Genomic DNA, 18,218 nt, shown 5'->3' with positions numbered 1-18,218 from the left:
GCCTCCTGACATCACCCAGCCCCGACCCGTCGACCACGATGCTGCGCAGCCTGTCCATCCGCGATTTCGTCATTGTCGATACCCTCGACCTCGACTTCTCCCCGGGCTTCACCGTCTTCACCGGCGAGACCGGCGCCGGCAAGTCGATCCTGATCGACGCGCTGGCGCTGGTGCTGGGTGAGCGCGCCGACGCCGGCGTGGTCCGCGAAGGCGCCGCCCGGGCCAGCATCAGCGCCACCTTTTCCACCCCGGCCGGGCTCGACGCCTGGCTGGCCGAACACGAGCTCACCGGCGACGAAGGCACGGTACTGCTGCGCCGCACGGTCGACGCCAGCGGGCGCGGCAAGGCTTTCATCAATGGCGCAGCCGCCACGCTGGGCCAGCTGCGCGACATTGGCGACCGCCTGGTCGATATCCACGGCCAGCATGCCCATCAGCTGCTGCTGCGCCCGGACGCCCAGCGCCTGCTGCTCGATGCCCATGCCGGGCTTACCGCGCAGGCCGGCGCGGTGGCCGAAGCCTGGCGCTCGTGGCGCGCGTGCGTGCGCCAGCGCGAAACCGTCGAGCACCGCTCGCGCGAGATGCAGCTGGAACGCGAGCGGCTCGAATGGCAGGTCGGCGAGCTCGAGAAGCTGGCGCCGCAACCGGGCGAATGGGAAGACATCCAGGCCGAGTACAACCGGCTGTCGCACGCCGCCGGGCTGATCGAGGGCAGCCGCGCCGCGCTCGAGGCGTTGTCCGAGGCCGATGGCTCGGTGCTGTCCGGGCTGAACAGCGTGGTGCAGCGCCTGCGGCAGATGGCTGACGTCGACCCCGCGCTGGGCGACGTACTGGCGGCGCTGGACCCGGCGCTGGTCCAGGTCGAGGAGGCCGCGCACTCGCTCAACCGCTACGTCGACCGCATCGACCTGGACCCTGAACGCTTGCAGGTGGTGGAGGCACGCATGCAGGCGCTGCACACCACCGCGCGCAAGTACCGGATGCCGCCCGAGCAACTGCCGGACGAACTGATGGCGCGCCGCCAGCAACTGGACGATCTCCAGTCTGCCCAGGACCTGAACAAGGCGATGGCGCGCGAAGCCGCGGCCCGTGCCGCCTACCTCACCATCGCCCAGCACCTCGGCGCTGCCCGCAAGGTGGCGGCCGAAAGCCTGTCGGCCGCCGTGACGGATGCCATGCAGGGCCTGTCCATGGCGGGCGGCAGTTTCGCGGTGGCGCTGCACCCGCTCGACGAAGGGCAGAGCCACGGCCTGGAACAAGTCGAATTCCTGGTGGCAGGCCATGCCGGCGTCAGCGCGCGCCCCTTGGCCAAAGTGGCGTCGGGCGGCGAGCTGGCCCGGATCAGCCTGGCGATTTCCGTCATTACCAGCGAGGCCGCGCCCACCCCCACCCTGATCTTCGACGAAGTCGACACCGGCATCGGCGGCGCGGTGGCCGAGGTGGTGGGCCGCCGCCTGCAGGAACTCGGCCGCGCCCGCCAGGTGTTGTGCGTGACCCACCTGCCGCAGGTGGCCGCCCAGGCCGGCGCCCACCTGCTGGTCAGCAAGGAGACCAGCCAGCGCGACGGCACGGGCTCGGTCACCCGCTCGCGCATCCGCGCCCTCGACCCCGCCGGCCGCGTGGTCGAAACCGCACGCATGCTGGGCGGGACCACCGTGACGCCCACCACAGTGCAACACGCCGAGGAGATGCTCGCGCAAGGCCTGCGCGGCACCACCGGCACGGCCCGGGAGGCGCGCCGCTCGCGGCGCAGCGCAGGCTGACAGCCTGCACCCTGGCCCGTAACCAATCAGGAGTTTCCCATGTCACTCGGCAAACAGCCGCACTCCCGCTCACTGGCTCGCCCGCTGCGGATCACCGCCGCCTGCGGGCTTCTGGCCTTGCTGGCCCTGACCGCCTGCCAGGCGCAACAGCGCCCGTCTGCGCCACCGCCCAACAGCATCAGCGCCGATCGCGCCGTAGGCGATATCATGGTGCGGTTCTCCGCGCCGCCCGTCACCGTGTCCGAAGACGCCGATCGCTTGCTGGCCTCGATTGCCGGGCCGATCCGCTTCGTTGTCAAGCGGCCCATGTCGGGCGGCGTGTGGCTGGTCACCGCGATCTCCGCGTCGGCCGATGCCACGATCGACCAGGCGCTTGCCACGCTGCGCGGCACCCCGCGCATCGAGCTGGCCGAACCTGACCGCGTGCTAAAGCCGAACCGCACCCAGCCCGTCGGCCGCGACATGCCGGCGAGCTGAATCTGGCAGCGGCCCGATTCCTGTCGTCGGAATGCATGGCTCGGACGTTGAAGGCTGAAAGCTGAAAGCTGAAGATTGAATGCTGTAACCGCGGTCAGTCCGAAGCGGGCTCAACGGGAGAACGTAGACATGCAGGAACCGCTTCCATTTCGATCTGGCGAAACGCGGCGCGTGGCGTCCCATGCCGCACTGCTGCTGGCGCTGGGCGCCGCCCTCTGGCTGGGTGCGCCGGCCGCAGCCAGCGCAGCCCCCGACCCCGCCGCGCGCCCCGCACCGCACTACACCGGCAACTTCATCGTGCGCTGGCGTGACGGCAGCACAAGCTCGGCTGCGACGCTCAGCGCCGCCAGCAACGCCAGCGCGGCAAAATCCGCAGGCGGCGCTAGCGACGCCGCCGCAATCGATGCCGACCGCATGCTCGGCATCCGCCAGAACACCGGCGTCTCGGTGGCGGTCAAGCGCCAGATGGGTGGCAACCTGCAATTGCTCAGTGCCAGTCCCGGCGACGCGGCCGACCCCGAAGCTACCGCCGCTCGCTTGCGCCAGGACCCTCGCATCGCCGATGCCGTGCCGGACCGCTGGCTGCGGCTGCACGACACCGTGCCCAACGATCCCGAGTTCGCGCTCAACCAGCCCTACCTCGGCACCCCTGCCCAGGTGGTGGGCGGCGTGAACCTGCCACCCGCATGGGACCGCACGCGCGGCAGTAGCAGCCTGGTGATCGCCGTGGTCGATACCGGCTACCTGCCGCACCCTGATCTCGCCAGCCGCATTGTGCCCGGCTATGACTTCATTACCGATCCGTCCATCGCCAACGACGGTGATGGACGGGACGCCGATGCCACCGACGCCGGCGACGGCGTGCCGGCGGGCTTCACCTGCCCAGGCACCACCACGCCGACCACGACCGCAACCAGCAATAGCTGGCACGGCACCCGCGTGGCAGGCACGCTTGGCGCGCTGACCAATAACGGGGTGAACATCGCCGGCGTGGACTGGAACGCCCGCATCCAGCCGGTGCGTGTCTCCGGCCGCTGCGGCGCGCTGCTCTCGGACACCGTGGATGGCATGCGCTGGGCCGGCGGCCTCTCCGTGCCCAATGTGCCGGCCAACCCCACCCCGGCGCGCGTGATCAACGTGAGCCTGGGCGGCGGAACCTGCTCCAGCATCGAGCAGCAAGCCGTGACCGACCTCGCCGCGAATGGCGTGGTTGTGGTTGCCGCCACGGGCAACAGCGCCGGCGCGGTCGAGGCGCCAGCCGACTGCACCGGCGTGGTCGCCGTAACGGCACATGCCAATGACGGCGAGAACGCCAGCTATGCCAATGTGGGACCGCAGGTTACGCTGAGCGCACCGGGCGGCGGCTGCGGCAACTCCAAGGTGTCGGGCGGCAAATGCTCGGTGGCGGAGTCGTTCATCCGGACCCTGTCGAATGACGGCACCACCTCGCTTGGCAATTACAACGTCATCAATTCGCAAGGCACCAGCTTTGCCGCGCCGCTGGTATCGGGCGTGGTGTCCTTGATGCTCGCCGCCAACCCGGCGCTCACGCCCGCCCAGGTGCTTGCCACCTTGAAGAGTTCGGCACGGCCGCATCCGGCTGGCACGTATTGCACGGCCCCCGCCAATGCCGGCATCTGTGGCGCGGGCCTGCTCGACGCCAATGCTGCCGTAGCGGCCGGCACGCAGGTGGTCCAGCCGGCGCCCGCCGCGCCACCCACCTCCTCGGGCGGCGGCGGCGGCGGCGCGATTTCGTGGCCGCTCGCGCTCGGGCTGGGCGCGCTTGGCTTGCTGTTGAACTGGGTCGGACGCCGCCGGAGCCCGGCGCGGTAGCGCTGAAACCGCGCTGAATTCGCGGCGACCGAGGGGCAGCGGCCGGCCTGGGCCGGCCCCTCCCCTAGCAGCACGCTTATGCGGGTGGCTGGCCGTGGCGGCGCTGCCACCACTCCTGCACCAGCCATAGCCCCAGGCCGGCCAGCGCGCCGGCCGCGTGCGAGATGCGCACGACCCCGAACCCCCACTGCGCGTCGAACACCACGGGCGCGAGCCACGACTGCTCAAGCCAGGTCTTGACCAACACGCCAAGGCAGAGCGCCACGCCGAGCACGCGCGACACACCGCTGCCATAGAGCAGCCGCAGCCCGCCCCACAGGGCCAACCCGTGCAACGCGCCGGACAATCCGCCGTACCAGCCCACCGACGGCACCCGGCACAACGCCAGTTGCACGGCTACACCGCAGGCGAACAGGACCGCCAGCATCGCGCCGGCGCGCGCCTCGCGGCCAATCAGCAGGAACAGGCCGGCGGCGGCCAGCAGGTCCGCCAGCCAGTGCCGCCAGCCAAGGTGGACCCACATTGCCGTCAGCAGGCGCCACCACTGGCCCGCCACGCCATGGCCCATGACCGCATCGCGCAGATAGAGCCCGTGCGCATGCAGCCACGGAATAAAGGTAAAAGCGGCACCCAGGGCGGCCGTGAGCGCCAGTACGGCCAGCATGCCGGGCCATCCCGGCCGGCGCGCCGCGCCAGCCGCCTGCACGTTCATTTGCCGCCGGCGGCAACCGGCTCGCCGAACACCGCTTGCCAGAGGGTGCGCACGTGTTCCGCCTGCTGCGCCACCACGGTCGGCGCAACCCGTGCGTGAACCTGCCCGTCCAGGCGCAACTGGTGCTGGCGAGCACGGAACAGGCGATAGGCGTCGCCCACTTCGCGCGCCAGCGTGGCATCGATCAGGCCGATTTCACCTGCCGTGCGCAGCAGCGCGATATTGCCGGCATTGCGCGTGAGCGCGGGATGCTCGTGGCTGTGCAGCAGCACGAGGTATTGCACCGTGAACTCGATGTCGACCATGCCGCCGCGATCATGCTTGAGGTCGAACAATCCGCTTGGGTTGGGATGGCCATCGGCCACCTTGTGGCGCATGGCGACGATCTCGCCGCGCAGCGTGGCGGCGTCGCGCGGCTGGCGCAGGATCTCGTCGCGCAGGCTCTCGAAATGCGCGCCGATCCCGGGGTCGCCCGCGCAAAAACGCGCACGGGTAAGGGCCTGGTGCTCCCACACCCACGCGGTGTTGTCGCCCTCGCGCTGCTGGTAGCGGCGAAAGCCCTCGAAGCTGGTCACCAGCAGCCCGGCCTCGCCGTTGGGGCGCAGGCGCGTGTCGACATCGAACAGCGTGCCGGCGGCAGTATGGCTGGTCAGCCAGGTGATCAGGCGGCGCGCGTAGGCGGCATAGACATCCGGGGCGCGCTCGTGCTCGTCCTCGTAGAGGAAGATGATGTCGAGGTCGGAGGCATAGCCCAGCTCCTTGCCGCCCAGCTTGCCGTAGGCAATCACGGCGAAACGCGGCTGCTCGGCATGGCGGGTCGCCAGCTGGCGCCAGACGGCCTGCAGGGTCACCTCGAGCATGGCATCGGCCAGGTCCGACAGCCGGTCGGCGATCTGCTCCACGGTCAGCATGCCTTGCAGATCCTGCAACAGGATGCGGAAGGTCTCGGCGTGGTGCTCCCGGCGCAGGATGTCCATCTGCGCTTCGATCTGCCCTTCGGCTGCGTCCAGGCGCGCGGCCAGGCGGGTGCGAAAGCCAGCCCAGTCGGGCGCGCCCGCCAGGGCGTCGCTGTCGAGCAGTTCGTCGAGCAGTTGCGGGTGGCGGGTCAGGTAGGCGGCGGCCCAGCTTGATGCGTGCAGCGTGTCGGCCACGCGCGCCATCGCCTGCGGGTACTCCGAAAGCAGCGACAGGTAGGACGCGCGGCGGCTGATGGCATCCAGGAAATCGACAAAGCGGGCGATGGTGCGGTCGGCATCTTCCTGGCGCGAGGCCAGGTCAAGCGCGCGGTTGACCAGCAGGTCAAAGCGCACCCGGCTGGGCTCGGACAGCGCGCGGTAACGCAGCGAGCCGCCGATGGCGCGCAGGCGGTCGAGCAGCCCGGTGCAATCGCTGAAGCCGGCTGAGGCAAGGCGTTCGCACGGCGGTTCATCCTGTTCTTCCTGGACCAGCGCCGGCCACAACGCCTCGCACGGCGCGTGCGCTTCATCGGGGTCCGAGAAGGTGGCCTCGAACTGTTGCGCCACCGGATCCTGCAGCGATGCCAGCCGCTCGAGCAGGGCCGGCCAGTCGGCGCAGCCCATCATCTTCGCCACCGCCAGCTGCTCCTCTTCCGAGGTTGGCAGGTGGTGCGTCTGGGCATCGTCGCGATACTGCAGGCGGTGCTCTAGCTGGCGCAGGAAGCGGTAGGCGTGCGCCAGTTGCTCGGCCTGGCCCGCAGGCAACAGCCCATGCTCGACCGCCACCGTCAACACCTCCAGCGTGGGCCGGATGCGCAGCGCCGGGTCCTGGCCGCCGCGGATCAGCTGGAAGACCTGGGCCATGAACTCGATCTCGCGGATGCCGCCGCGGCCGAGCTTGATATTGAAGGCACGCTGGTTGACGCGCTGGCCGCCGCCTGGCGCCGCCAGCCCGCCGCTGCGCTTGGCCGCCTCGGCGCGGATCTGCGCATGCAGCGAGCGGATCGCCGCAATCACGCCGTAGTCGAGATAGCGGCGGAAGACGAAGGGCGTGGTCAGGCTGGCCAGCTGCGCGGCGGTACGCTGCGCATGCGGGGTATCCAGCGCCGACACCACCCTACCCTTGATCCAGGCGTAGCGCTCCCACTCGCGCCCCTGCACCATCAGGTATTGCTCCAGCATGCCGAAGCTGCAGGCCAGCGGCCCGGCGTCGCCGTTGGGGCGCAGGCGCATGTCGACGCGGAACACGTAGCCGTCTCCGGTCACGTCGGCCAGCAGGTTGATCAGGCGCCGTCCCAGGCGGATGAAGTATTCGTGATTGGACAGGCTGCGTTGCCCGCCACGCGTGTCGCCGTCTTCGTCGTACAGGAAGATCAGGTCGATATCGGACGACACATTGAGCTCGCGGCCACCCAGCTTGCCCATGCCGACCACCACCAGCTCCTGGACTTCCCCACTGCTCTGCCCGACCGGACGGCCGTAGGTCGGGGCGAGGTCCGCTTCCAGCATGGCCAGGCCGTACTGGATGCCGAGTTCGGCCAGATCCGTCATCGCGCCGGTGACTTCGCCCAGCGTCGACTGCCCGCGCAGATCGCGCTCGATCACCACGCACATCACTTCCGCGCGCAAGCGGCGCAGCGCGCGCTTGATGGCGTCGTCCACATCGGCGGACGGCTCATGCAGGACCTTGAGCCGTGCCTCCATCCAGGCGCGCGTGAGGGGCTGGTCGCGCGCGAGCGCGACGATTTCGGCCAGCTCGGGACGGGCCTGCACCATGCGGCGGGTGTAATGGGAATAGGCGGGCGAGTACAATGCCATGCCGGCGCAATCGACCGGCACGAGTTCAACGGCGGCCACCACCGAGAACGGGCCGGTGGCCATGTCGGCAACAGCCTGCCTGGCAGCGCTGGAAGTGTTGCCGGGCGCATGTTCGCCGGCAGCGCCATCGGTTGCAGCAGTATCGGGCGCGGCTGCGGAACTCGTCGGATCAGTGGAAGTCATTCCTGTTACTTGGTAGCGCGTGAGCCGGCCCTGGGCCGGCGCGCGCGTTATGCACGGCCGGTCAGGCACCGAATTGGAGAGCGCCTAGTATTGTCGGATAATCTGCGCATGTCCAGCCGCGCCACCCCACCTGCCGACTCCTCCGCCGCCACCGCCGGCGGCACGCCGGCACGCGAAGGGGCCGCCGGTGCAGGCTCATCACCCCCAACGCAGCAAGGCAACCTGCGCGCACTTGCGTTTGCGCGTGCTTGCGGCCGCGCCCTGCTCGCAGGCTTGCGCCATCCCATCTGGCGCGGCCTGGGACGCGTGCTGGTGCGCCTGGCACTGGCGCTGGTGCTGCTGGCGCTGCTCGCCGGGCTCCTGATCCGCTTCGTCCTCTGGCCGCAGGCCTCCGCCGCGCGCACCTGGCTCGAGCAGCGCGGCTCGGTGGCGCTCGCGGCCCATTTGAGCATCGGCCAGCTGGATACCTACTGGGATGGCTGGCACCCCGCTTTCCATGCCCGCGACGTCAAGGCCGTCGACGCCGAGCAGCGCGTGCTGCTGGCGGCGGGCGAGCTTGACGGCAAGCTGTCATGGCGCTCCCTGTTCAGCATGGACGTGCTGTTCCAGCGGATCTCCGCCAGCCGGACCGACCTGCTGATCCGCCGCTCCGCCGACGGCAAGCTCAAGGTGGCCGGCATGGCCGTGGATACCACCGGTGCCCAGCCGCAGGACAACCGGCTGTTCGACTGGCTGCTGGCCCAGGGCAAGGTCGAGCTGACCGACGGCAAGCTGCGCTGGCTCGACGACAAGAACAAACTGCCGCAACTGGACGTGGGCGATATCCAGCTCAGCGTGCAGCGCCACGGCTCGCGCCACACGTTCAAGCTCGAAGCGCAATCGGCCACGCTTGCGCCACGCCCGCTGGTGGTGCAGGCGGACTTCCGCCATGAATACCTGCACCGCACCGGCGACTGGCACAACTGGTACGGGCAAGCCAGCTGGGACCTTGGCCGGCTGGAGCTCCCGGTGCTGCAGCGCTATCTCGCGATCTTCGACCGGGTCACGCGCGGCACCTTCAGCACCGACGGCACCATCGAGTTTCGCGGCGGCCAGATCACCCGCAGCCAAGCCCGGCTGCGCGCCAGCAGCGTGGACCTGAAGCTCTCCGGCGCGCCCGAAGCGCTCAAGCTCGCCAGTGCCCAGGCCTTTGTCCTGCACCGCGCGGGGCGCGACCGCGACCACATCCTCACCATCGACACCCTGCTGTGGCAGCCCGAGCCGGCGGAAGGGCCGGCCGTGCCACAGGCACAGCAAGCGCAGGCGGCTTCCGCGGCAGCGGCCTCCCCCGGCGCCGCCAGCGCGGCCGCCGGCCTGGCCAGCGGCGAAGGCGCCTGGCGCGAAGGCATGCGCAAGGTAGTGGTCGGCTGGGCCACCGACAACAAGGGCGCGTTGCGCAAGTTCACGCTCAAGGCACCCACCTTCGACCTGAACACCGTGCGCGCGCTGGCCACCTCGCTGCCGCTCGACACCGCTTTGTCGCGCCAGCTGCGCGCGCTCCAGCCCTCCGGCCATGTCGACAACCTGGACGTGAACTGGACCCGGGATCGCCAGGGCATGCTGAGCCGCCGCGATGGCCAGCGCCACTTCAACGTGCAGGGCACGCTGCGCAGCGTCTCGGTGCTTGGCCAGCCCGCCAACCCGCCCGTCGGCGCGAATGGCAAGCCCCACCTGGGCGTGCCGGGCTTTTCGCGGATCTCCGGCAGCTTCAGTTTCGACGAGCGCCAGGGCAGCGCCCGTTTTGAAGGCAACAATGCCGCGCTGATGCTGCCGGGCATGTTCGAGGATCCGCGCCTGTCGTTCGACCAGATCAACGGCGAGGTGCGCTGGACCAATGACAATGGCAAGCTGGCGGTGCGCACCGACGGCGTGCAGTTCGCCAACGCGGATACCGCCGGCAGCGTACGCGGCACATGGCACGCCGGTGGCGACGGGCACGGCGGCATTGCCGACCTGACCGGCGAGCTGACCCGCGCCCAGGTCAGCCGTGTGCCGCGCTACCTGCCCATGGGCATACCCGCCTCCACGCGCCAGTACCTGGCTGGCGCCCTGGTCGGCGGCGAAGCCAGCGACGTCAAGTTCCTGGTCAAGGGCGACCTGGAGCACTTCCCCTTCCACAGTCCGTTCGAGGGTGCCGGCGACTTCCGGGTCGAGGTGCCGATCCAGCATGTCAGCTACCAGATCGCGCCCCATGTGAGCGCGCCGGCGGGCAGCGTCGCCAGCGCCAGCAATGGCGGCAAGGCCTGGCCGAACTTCACCGACATCAGCGGCCACTTGCTGTTCGAGCGCGGCGGCCTGTCGTTCGTCGCGCAGCGCGCCGGCGTGCAAGGCGCCACCGGCGTCACGCTGCAGGACGTCAATGGCCGCATCGCAGACCTCGGCGAGCATGGCCGCCTGGTGCTGGACGGCAGCGCCAGCGGGTCGATGGCAGGCTTCCTGCGCTTCGTCGCCGCCAGCCCGGTGCGCGACTGGACCGGCCAGGTGCTGACGGATATGCGCGCCCAGGGCAACGGCGAGCTTCGGCTCAAGCTTGACCTGCCGCTGACCGAGGCGCACGCGACCAAGGTCGACGGCCAGTTCCGGCTGCCCGGCAACGAGGTGGTGCTGATCCCGCAATTGCCGGTACTGGCCGGCACCACCGGCGTGGTCGCCTTCAACGAGCACGGCTTCCAGCTCAACGACCTGCGCGCCCGCTTCCTGGGCGGCGAGATTCGCGCCGGCGGGGGCAGCCAGCCCGACGGCACGATCCGGGTCAATGCCGGTGGCAGCCTCACCGCCCAGGGCATCCGCGAGGCGTTTGGCGCCTCGCCCGCGGCCGCGCTGGTACAGAAGCTGGAAGGCAGCACCGCCTACAGCGCCGTGATCGGCGTGCGCGATCACCAGCCCCAGATCACGGTCGCATCGGAGCTGGCCGGGCTGGCGGTGAACCTGCCTGCCCCCATGGCCAAGAGCGCGGCGCAGCCCGTGCCAATGCGCTTTGAGCTGCGCCCGGCAGCCGCCCGCGCCGGCATCGAGGAGATGCTGGTGCAGTATGGCAACGTGCTCAATGCACGCTACCTGCTGCGCCGAAATGGCGACGCCGTGGAAGTGCAAGCCGGCGGGATCGGCATCGAGCAGCCGGCGCCGCAGCCCGCCAGCGGCGTCACCGCGGCGCTCACGGCCAGCCGCTTCGACCTGGACGCGTGGCGCGCCCTGCTGGCGGAGTCCGGCAAGGCCAGCGCAGGCAATGCCGCACCGGTGTCCGCCTATCTGCCTGAACGCATTTCCTTGCGCACGCGCACACTGCACGCCTTTGGCCGCGAGTTTGACGATGCCGTGCTCGAGGCCACGCGCGAGAGCGCTGGCTGGGGCATGCAGATCGAGTCCCGCCAGGTGGCGGGGAACCTGCGCTGGCGCAGCGATGCAGCCACCCCCGCAGGCGCGCTCACGCTGCGCCTGTCGCACCTGAGCATTCCCGACACCGGCGACGCCGCCAGCGCCGGTGATCCGCTCGACGGCAGCACCAGCGACCTGCCAGCGCTGGACCTGGTCGCCGATCGGTTCGAACTGCACGGCCGCGACTTCGGCAAGCTGGAGGTCAAGGCGCGCTCCAGCGAAGACGGCGGCGAGCCCGTATGGACGCTGGACCGGCTGGTCATCGAGCAACCGGGCGCCACCTTTACCGGCAGCGGCAGCTGGCGCTTGCCGCGCCGGGTGCGCGAGGGCGCTGCCGCCGAGCGCCGCACGCTGCTCGACTTCAAGCTCGACGTGCGCAACGGCGGCCAGGTGCTCGAACGCATGGGCCTGCCCCACATGCTGGCTGATGGGCACGGCACCTTCGAAGGCCGGGTCGGATGGCGCGGCTCGCCGCTGGCGATCGACTACCCGACCTTGTCGGGCCGGATGAAGCTGCAGCTGGAGAACGGCCAGATCCTCAGCGTGGACCCGGGCGCGGCCAAGCTGCTGGGCGTGCTTAGCCTGCAAGGCCTGATGCGGCTGGCCACCTTCGACTTCCGCGGCGTGGCGGGCCAGGGCATGGTGTTTGACGAGATCACCGGCATCGGCACGATCGAGAACGGCGTGGCCAGCACCAAGGACTTCGCGCTCAAGGGCGGGCAACTGCGCGCCTCGATGACCGGCAGCGCGAACATCCCGCGCGAAACGCAGGACCTGGACGTGACGGTCGTGCCGCGCATCAACGCCACCTCCGCCTCGGTAGCGGCGGCGTTCATCAATCCCGCGCTCGGCATCGGCACACTGGCGGCGCAGTTGCTGTTCGCTGACGAATTCTCCAAGGCCTTCAGCCGCCGCTACCATATCAGCGGTGGCTGGGCGAACCCGCAGATCATCAAAGTGGGGGAGAATAAGACCGATTCGCCGCCCGTGCAGGGTTTGTTCAATCGTGTCTACCCGGCGCCATAACCGTAGCGACTGGCCCTGCCGCCCGAGCCCCGCCGCGCAGCCGCCGCAAGCCAAGGAAACCGCTTCATGACCGCAAACGCCTCCGCATCAGCACCCAGCGCGGCCCACGGCGCGACCCCTTTTCGCGTCGCTGCCATCCAGACCGTCAGCGGGGTTTCGCCCGAGGCCAACCTGGCCCGCGCCGACGCGCTGATCGCGCAGGCCGCCAAGGGCGGCGCCGAGCTGGTGCTGCTGCCTGAGTACTTCTGCTTGATGGGCCTGCGCGAAGGCGACAAGGTCGCCATCCGCGAGCGCGACGGCGACGGGCCGATCCAGTCATTCCTGGCCGATGCCGCGCGGCGCCACCGGATCTGGCTGGTCGGCGGCACCCTGCCCCTGTGGTGCGAGGACGAGGCCCGCGTCTACAACACGTCGCTCGTCTACGACCCGCGCGGCGAACGGGTGGCGCGCTACGACAAGATCCACCTGTTCGGCTTCACCCGCGGCAGCGAAAGCTACGACGAATCGCGTACCATCCTGGCCGGCCAGGCTCCGGTCAGCTTCGAGGCGCCCTGTGGGCGGGTCGCCATGTCGGTCTGCTACGACCTGCGCTTTCCGGAGCTCTACCGACAGCTCGCGGCAGGCGGCGGCACCAGCTTGATTTTGATGCCGGCCGCCTTCACCTACACCACCGGCCAGGCGCACTGGGAGATCCTGCTGCGCGCCCGCGCCATCGAAAACCAGTGCTATGTGCTGGCCGCCGCACAGGGCGGCAAGCACGAGAACGGACGGCGCACCTGGGGCCACTCGATGCTGATCGACCCCTGGGGCGAAGTGATGGCGGTGCTGCCGGAAGGCGAAGGCGTGGTGAGCGGGCTGATCGACCCCGCGCGCCTGGACGAGGTGCGTCAGAACCTGCCTGCGCTGCGCCATCGGGTGCTGTAGCATGTACAAGCCATGACCTGGCCGATTCCCGGATTCCCCGGAATCGCCAGCATCCCAGATTTTTACGCGGCGGCGTCATTTCGCCACCGCGGCACGACGATAAAGGACAACCATGAACGCCGGCGACCTCGGAATCCGCAACCTCGCCACCGCCCAGCAATTGCTGCTGGCGCCCTACGGCCTGGACGAAACCAACCTGCAGCGCGTGCTGGCCGACATCTTCACGCATAAGGTCAATTACGCCGATCTCTACTTCCAGTACACCCGCAACGAGGCGTGGAGCCTGGAAGAAGGCATCGTCAAGTCGGGCAGCTTCAGCATCGACCAGGGCGTTGGCGTGCGCGCCGTGTCCGGCGACAAGACCGCCTTTGCCTACTCCGACGACATCAGCCTGGACGCCTTGTTCAAGGCCGGCGCCGCAACCCGCACCATCGGCCGCGCCGGCAGCGGCCGCGTCAAGGTGGCGAGCAAGATGGCCTCCCAGGGCGGGCGCAACCTGTACTCGCCCAATGACCCGCTGGACTCCATGGACGCCGCCGAAAAGGTGGCGCTGCTCGAACGCGTGGAACGCATGGCCCGCGCCAAGGACCCGCGCGTGGTGCAGGTGATGGCAGGCCTGGCCGGCGAATACGATGTGGTGCTGGTGGCGCGCAGCGACGGCGTCATCGCCGCCGACGTGCGCCCGCTGGTGCGGGTCTCCGTCACGGTGATCGCCGAGCAGAACGGGCGCCGCGAGATCGGCTCCTCCGGCGGCGGCGGGCGCTATGCCTACGGCTATTTCACCGATGAGCTGCTGCGCCAGTACGTGGACGAGGCCGTGGCCTCGGCGCTCGTCAACCTCGAGGCGCGTCCGGCGCCGGCCGGTGCGATGACCGTCGTGCTCGGCCCGGGCTGGCCCGGCGTGCTGCTGCACGAGGCCATCGGCCATGGCCTGGAAGGCGACTTCAACCGCAAGGGCTCGTCGGCCTTCGCCGGGCGCATGGGCGAGCGCGTGGCGGCCAAGGGCGTGACGGTGGTGGACGACGGCACGCTGGCCAACCGCCGCGGCTCGCTCAACCTCGACGACGAGGGCAACCCGACCCAGTGCACCACGCTGATCGAGGACGGCATCCTCAAGGGCTATATCCAGGACACGCTCAACGCGCGCCTGATGAAGATGCCGGTAACCGGCAACGCGCGCCGCGAGAGCTACGCCGCGCTGCCGATGCCGCGCATGACCAACACTTACATGCTCAACGGCAACCGCGACCCGCAGGAGATCATCGCGAGCGTCAAGCGCGGCCTCTACGCGGTCAACTTCGGCGGCGGCCAGGTCGACATCACCAACGGCAAGTTCGTGTTCTCCGCCAGCGAGGCCTACCTGATCGAGGACGGCAAGATCACTGCCCCGGTCAAGGGCGCCACGCTGGTCGGCAATGGCCCGGAATCGCTCAAGGACGTCACCATGATCGGCAACGACATGCGCCTGGACTCGGGCGTGGGCGTGTGCGGCAAGGAAGGCCAGAGCGTGCCGGTGGGCGTGGGCCAGCCGACCCTGCGCATCGAGAACATGACGGTGGGCGGCACGGCCTGATTGCCGTCCCGCAGGTCAGGCAGGTCGGGCGCGGTCCCTTGCCGTTCAGGGCCGCGCCTCGTAGATCAGGTTGAACGGCGTTTGCGCCGCCCGGCGAAAACGCGAAAAACCGCCCTGCTGCACCACCGAGCGCATGCGTGCCTCGCCCGACTGGGCGCCCAGGCACAGCCCCACCTCCTGCGAGCGCGACGCTGGCGTGCAGATGAAGGTCGAGGCCGAGTAGAACACCCGCCCGACCGGGTTCAGGTTGTCTTCGAGCCGGTCGTTGGCGAAAGGCTCGACGATCATCCAGGTGCCGTCCGGACGCAAGGTCTCGCGCACATGCGCTGCGGCGCCAACCGGATCGCCCATATCGTGCAGGCAGTCGAACACGGCCACCAGGTCGTAATCCTTGCCGCCATACTCCTTGGCTTTTGCCACCTCGAAATGCGCGCGGTCCTGCACGCCGGCGCGCACCGCCGCCTCGGTCGCGAAGCGGATCGACGGCTCGTGGTAGTCAAAGCCGTAGAACTCCGATGCCGGATACGCCTGCGCCATGATGATGGTGGAAGCGCCATGCCCGCAGCCCACGTCGGCCACGCGAGCGCCAGCCTGCAGCTTGGCCTGCACACCGTCCAGCGCGGGAATCCATTCCGCGGTCAGGTGCGCCGCATAACCCGGACGGAAAAACCGCTCGGTGCCGTGAAACAGTGACGGATCATGTTCATGCCAGCCCAGCCCGCGCCCGTTGCGAAAGGCGTCCACGATCTTGGGAATCGCCTTGAACTGCGCGACGGCGATCTGGAAGGCGCCGGGAATAAAGGCGGGGCTGCCCTCCTGGGCCAGCGCGAAGGCCTGCTCCTCGGTCAGGCTGAACAGATCGGTGGCCGGGTCGTACGCGACATAACCGCTGGCCGCCTGCGCGGACAGCCACTCGAGCAGATAGCGCGCATCGGTATGGGTTTTCTCGGCCAGCACCTGCACTGTCATTGGTTTCTCGGCCAAGGCTTTGTACAAGCCAAGCGTATCGCCGACCACGATGGTGGCGGCATGCATCACCGCGCCCAGATCCTGGACGAACTGCCCCATGAAGGCGTTTAGCCTCCCCTCATCGATCGCCATGATGTTCCCTCCCCCTTAGCCCCGCGCGCCTGAGCTGCCTGGCACGCCGCGTTCGCCTGTCTTCCCCCGGGCAAACCGGTGCAGGCGCCGCCGCCGCACTGCGGTGCGCGCTGGCGACGCCTATACTGGCCTCATTCATGTTGGTTCACGCACGGGAAGGCGCCAATACGCAGCATTGCGTACCGGCGCGCAGCCCAAAGCCGCCGCAATGCTCACATCCAGCCGCTGCCAGGATGACCAGGCGCTCTCCATGCTCGCCAGGCTGACCGCGCGCGAGCAGCAGGTGCTACGCTGGCTGGCGCACGGCAAGACGGACCGTGAAATCGCCGGCATGCTTGGCATCAGCGCCCGCACGGTGCAAAAACACCTTCAGCATGTGTATGTGAAGCTGGGCGTGGAGAACCGCACCGCCGCCGTGATGCGTGGGCTGGAACTGGATCCGGGACCCGCCATCGGACGGACGGAAATTGTGGCTGGGTCAATGCCGGACGCTTGCCAAGCCCCTTAAAACGCGCTATAAAGATGCTTCGTTACCCGATGGTCAACGGTCTTCGCCGGAAAAACTGGCAGGGTCGGCGCAATTTTCTGCCATCTCGTGACGCGTTGCCGCAAATAACCAACGCCATTTGAGCCGCATCCCATCCATGTCCGCTAAGTTTTATTTTTACTTTTTTAGCGATCTCGCACCGCTGGCGGATGGAGAGGGACGATCGTAAGTGCCTCCAGAATTCAAAAAAAGCCGCCAGCGAACCTGGCGGCTTTTTTTATACCGGCCCGCACCCAGCTCTAGCCCAGACACCCCAAACACACGACCCTACAAAATCCGGAGCCATCATGCTGAAGAACACCGACGACCTGCGTATTCGCGAACTCAAGGAATTGTTGCCCCCGGCGCACCTGATCCGCGAGTTCGGCTGCTCCGAAAAGGCGTCCGACGTGATCTACGGCGCGCGCCAGGCCATGCACCGGATCCTGCACGGCATGGATGACCGCCTGATCGTGATCATCGGCCCCTGCTCCATCCACGACACCCGCGCCGCGCTCGAGTACGCCAAGCTGCTCAAGGTCCAGCGCGACCGGTTCGCCGGGGAACTGGAGGTCGTGATGCGGGTGTATTTCGAAAAGCCGCGCACCACCGTGGGCTGGAAGGGGCTGATCAACGACCCGCACATGGACGGCAGCTTCAAGATCAACGATGGCTTGCGCACCGCGCGCGAACTGCTGCTGAACATCAGCGAGCTGGGCGTGCCGACCGGTACTGAATACCTCGACATGATCAGCCCGCAATACATCGCCGACCTGGTCAGCTGGGGCGCCATCGGCGCGCGCACCACCGAAAGCCAGGTGCACCGGGAGCTCGCCTCCGGACTGTCGTGCCCGGTCGGATTCAAGAACGGCACCGATGGCAACGTCAAGATCGCGGTCGATGCGATCAAGGCCGCCTCGCAGCCCCACCATTTCCTGTCGGTGACCAAGGGCGGGCACTCCGCCATCGTGTCGACCTCGGGCAATGAGGATTGCCACATCATCCTGCGCGGCGGCAAGACCCCCAACTACGATGCCGCCAGCGTGCAGGAAGCCTGCGAAGCAATCTCCAAGGCAGGCCTGGCCGCGCGCCTGATGATCGATGCCTCGCACGCCAACAGCAGCAAGAAGCACGAGAACCAGATCCCGGTCTGCGAGGACATCGGCCGGCAGATGGCCGCGGGCGACGAACGCATCGTCGGCGTGATGGTGGAATCCCACCTGGTGGGCGGCCGCCAGGACCACGTCCAGGGCACGCCAGTGGAAGACCTCACCTACGGCCAGTCGGTCACCGATGCCTGCATCGGATGGGACGATTCGGTAAAGGTGCTCGAAACCCTGGCCAGCGCCGTCAAGGCACGCCGCCTGGCCAAGGGCACCGGCAACTGAGCCGCCTGACGCGGCCCGGGGCGCTTGCGCACCGGGCGCGCGGGCAAAGAAAAAGCCGCTGGGACCAGCGGCTTTTTCTTGTTCCGGAAGCGCGCGCGGCCTGGGCCGGCGCCGTCTGGCTTACTTCTTCAGGACCAGGCCGCCCGGCAACGATTCGATGTAGGCGGCGATATCCTTGAGTTCATCCCGGGTGAAGGGACGCGGCTTGCCATCCTTGCCCGTCACGCCGGGGTTGGCGTTGACCTGGCCAGCCATGATGGCGTTGGAGCGGCCCACCTGCGGGTTGGTGGTGATCTGGTAGGCGGCCAGCGCGTGGTACAGGTAGTCGGCGTGCTGGCCGGCCAGCTTCGGGTAATCCGGGGTGATCGGGGCATTCATGCCGGCGCCGTGGCAGGCCGCGCAGTTGCCCTTCTCCACCAGCGCCTTGCCGCGCGCGAGGTCGGCGGCCGAGGCAGTGATGGCCGAGGCGCCCAGCACGAGTGCGCCGATCGCGAGCGAAAGCGTCTTAAGCGTATTCATGGGTG

At 68.9% G+C, this 18,218-nt stretch carries 12 protein-coding genes; 8 read left to right on the top strand and 4 right to left on the bottom strand.

The annotated features are described in order from the left end of the window. Positions 1-38 precede the first annotated feature (38 nt). The 3 genes from recN (at position 39) to F7R26_RS06175 (ending at position 4,073) form a co-directional block, all read left to right on the top strand. Positions 39-1,763 (top strand): DNA repair protein RecN, encoded by a 1,725-nt coding sequence (recN, locus tag F7R26_RS06185; protein WP_150983816.1) that lies wholly within the window; start codon positions 39-41, stop codon positions 1,761-1,763. A gap of 39 nt (positions 1,764-1,802) precedes the next feature. Continuing rightward, positions 1,803-2,240 (top strand): hypothetical protein, encoded by a 438-nt coding sequence (locus F7R26_RS06180; RefSeq protein WP_193692132.1) that lies wholly within the window; start codon positions 1,803-1,805, stop codon positions 2,238-2,240. 129 nt (positions 2,241-2,369) lie between these two features. Next, positions 2,370-4,073, top strand: a complete 1,704-nt coding sequence (locus F7R26_RS06175) for a S8 family peptidase (protein WP_150983815.1) — start codon at positions 2,370-2,372, stop codon at positions 4,071-4,073. A 76-nt stretch (positions 4,074-4,149) separates the two neighbouring features. On the opposite strand, the gene rrtA is transcribed toward F7R26_RS06175, so the two are convergent. Then, entirely contained in the window at positions 4,150-4,785 is a 636-nt protein-coding gene (rrtA, locus tag F7R26_RS06170) for a rhombosortase (protein WP_150983814.1), read from the bottom strand. Beyond that, positions 4,782-7,622, bottom strand: coding sequence for a bifunctional [glutamate--ammonia ligase]-adenylyl-L-tyrosine phosphorylase/[glutamate--ammonia-ligase] adenylyltransferase (gene glnE / locus F7R26_RS06165; protein ID WP_416351323.1), 2,841 nt, complete (start codon positions 7,620-7,622; stop codon positions 4,782-4,784). The genes rrtA and glnE overlap by 4 nt, the downstream gene beginning before the upstream one ends. A 228-nt stretch (positions 7,623-7,850) precedes the next feature. On the opposite strand from glnE, the gene F7R26_RS06160 reads away from it, so the two are divergent. From F7R26_RS06160 to tldD, 3 genes are all read left to right on the top strand, one after another. Beyond that, a complete protein-coding gene (locus tag F7R26_RS06160; RefSeq protein ID WP_150983812.1) occupies positions 7,851-12,182 on the top strand; it encodes a YhdP family protein in 4,332 nt (1,443 codons plus the stop codon). Positions 12,183-12,248: 66 nt separating this feature from the next. Next, positions 12,249-13,106: a carbon-nitrogen hydrolase family protein gene (locus tag F7R26_RS06155; protein ID WP_150983811.1), complete on the top strand. Its 858-nt coding sequence runs from the start codon at positions 12,249-12,251 to the stop codon at positions 13,104-13,106. 112 nt (positions 13,107-13,218) lie between these two features. Continuing rightward, positions 13,219-14,679, top strand: a complete 1,461-nt coding sequence (gene tldD, locus F7R26_RS06150) for a metalloprotease TldD (protein WP_150983810.1) — start codon at positions 13,219-13,221, stop codon at positions 14,677-14,679. A 45-nt stretch (positions 14,680-14,724) separates the two neighbouring features. Here tldD and F7R26_RS06145 read toward each other — a convergent pair whose 3' ends face one another. Next, positions 14,725-15,780 (bottom strand): class I SAM-dependent methyltransferase, encoded by a 1,056-nt coding sequence (locus F7R26_RS06145; RefSeq protein ID WP_150983809.1) that lies wholly within the window; start codon positions 15,778-15,780, stop codon positions 14,725-14,727. A 250-nt stretch (positions 15,781-16,030) separates the two neighbouring features. On the opposite strand from F7R26_RS06145, the gene F7R26_RS06140 reads away from it, so the two are divergent. Further along, entirely contained in the window at positions 16,031-16,288 is a 258-nt protein-coding gene (locus tag F7R26_RS06140; protein WP_338404698.1) for a helix-turn-helix domain-containing protein, read from the top strand. A gap of 326 nt (positions 16,289-16,614) precedes the next feature. Beyond that, entirely contained in the window at positions 16,615-17,694 is a 1,080-nt protein-coding gene (gene aroG, locus F7R26_RS06135; RefSeq protein WP_150983807.1) for a 3-deoxy-7-phosphoheptulonate synthase AroG, read from the top strand. A 120-nt stretch (positions 17,695-17,814) separates the two neighbouring features. On the opposite strand, the gene F7R26_RS06130 is transcribed toward aroG, so the two are convergent. Continuing rightward, positions 17,815-18,213 carry a c-type cytochrome gene (locus tag F7R26_RS06130; protein ID WP_150983806.1) on the bottom strand — a complete coding sequence of 133 codons (399 nt, stop codon included), beginning with the start codon at positions 18,211-18,213 and terminating at the stop codon, positions 17,815-17,817. Positions 18,214-18,218 lie beyond the last annotated feature (5 nt).

Origin of the sequence: Cupriavidus basilensis, assembly GCF_008801925.2 — a bacterium.
Lineage (GTDB): Bacteria > Pseudomonadota > Gammaproteobacteria > Burkholderiales > Burkholderiaceae > Cupriavidus > Cupriavidus basilensis.
This window is presented reverse-complemented; position numbering and strand designations above follow the sequence as displayed.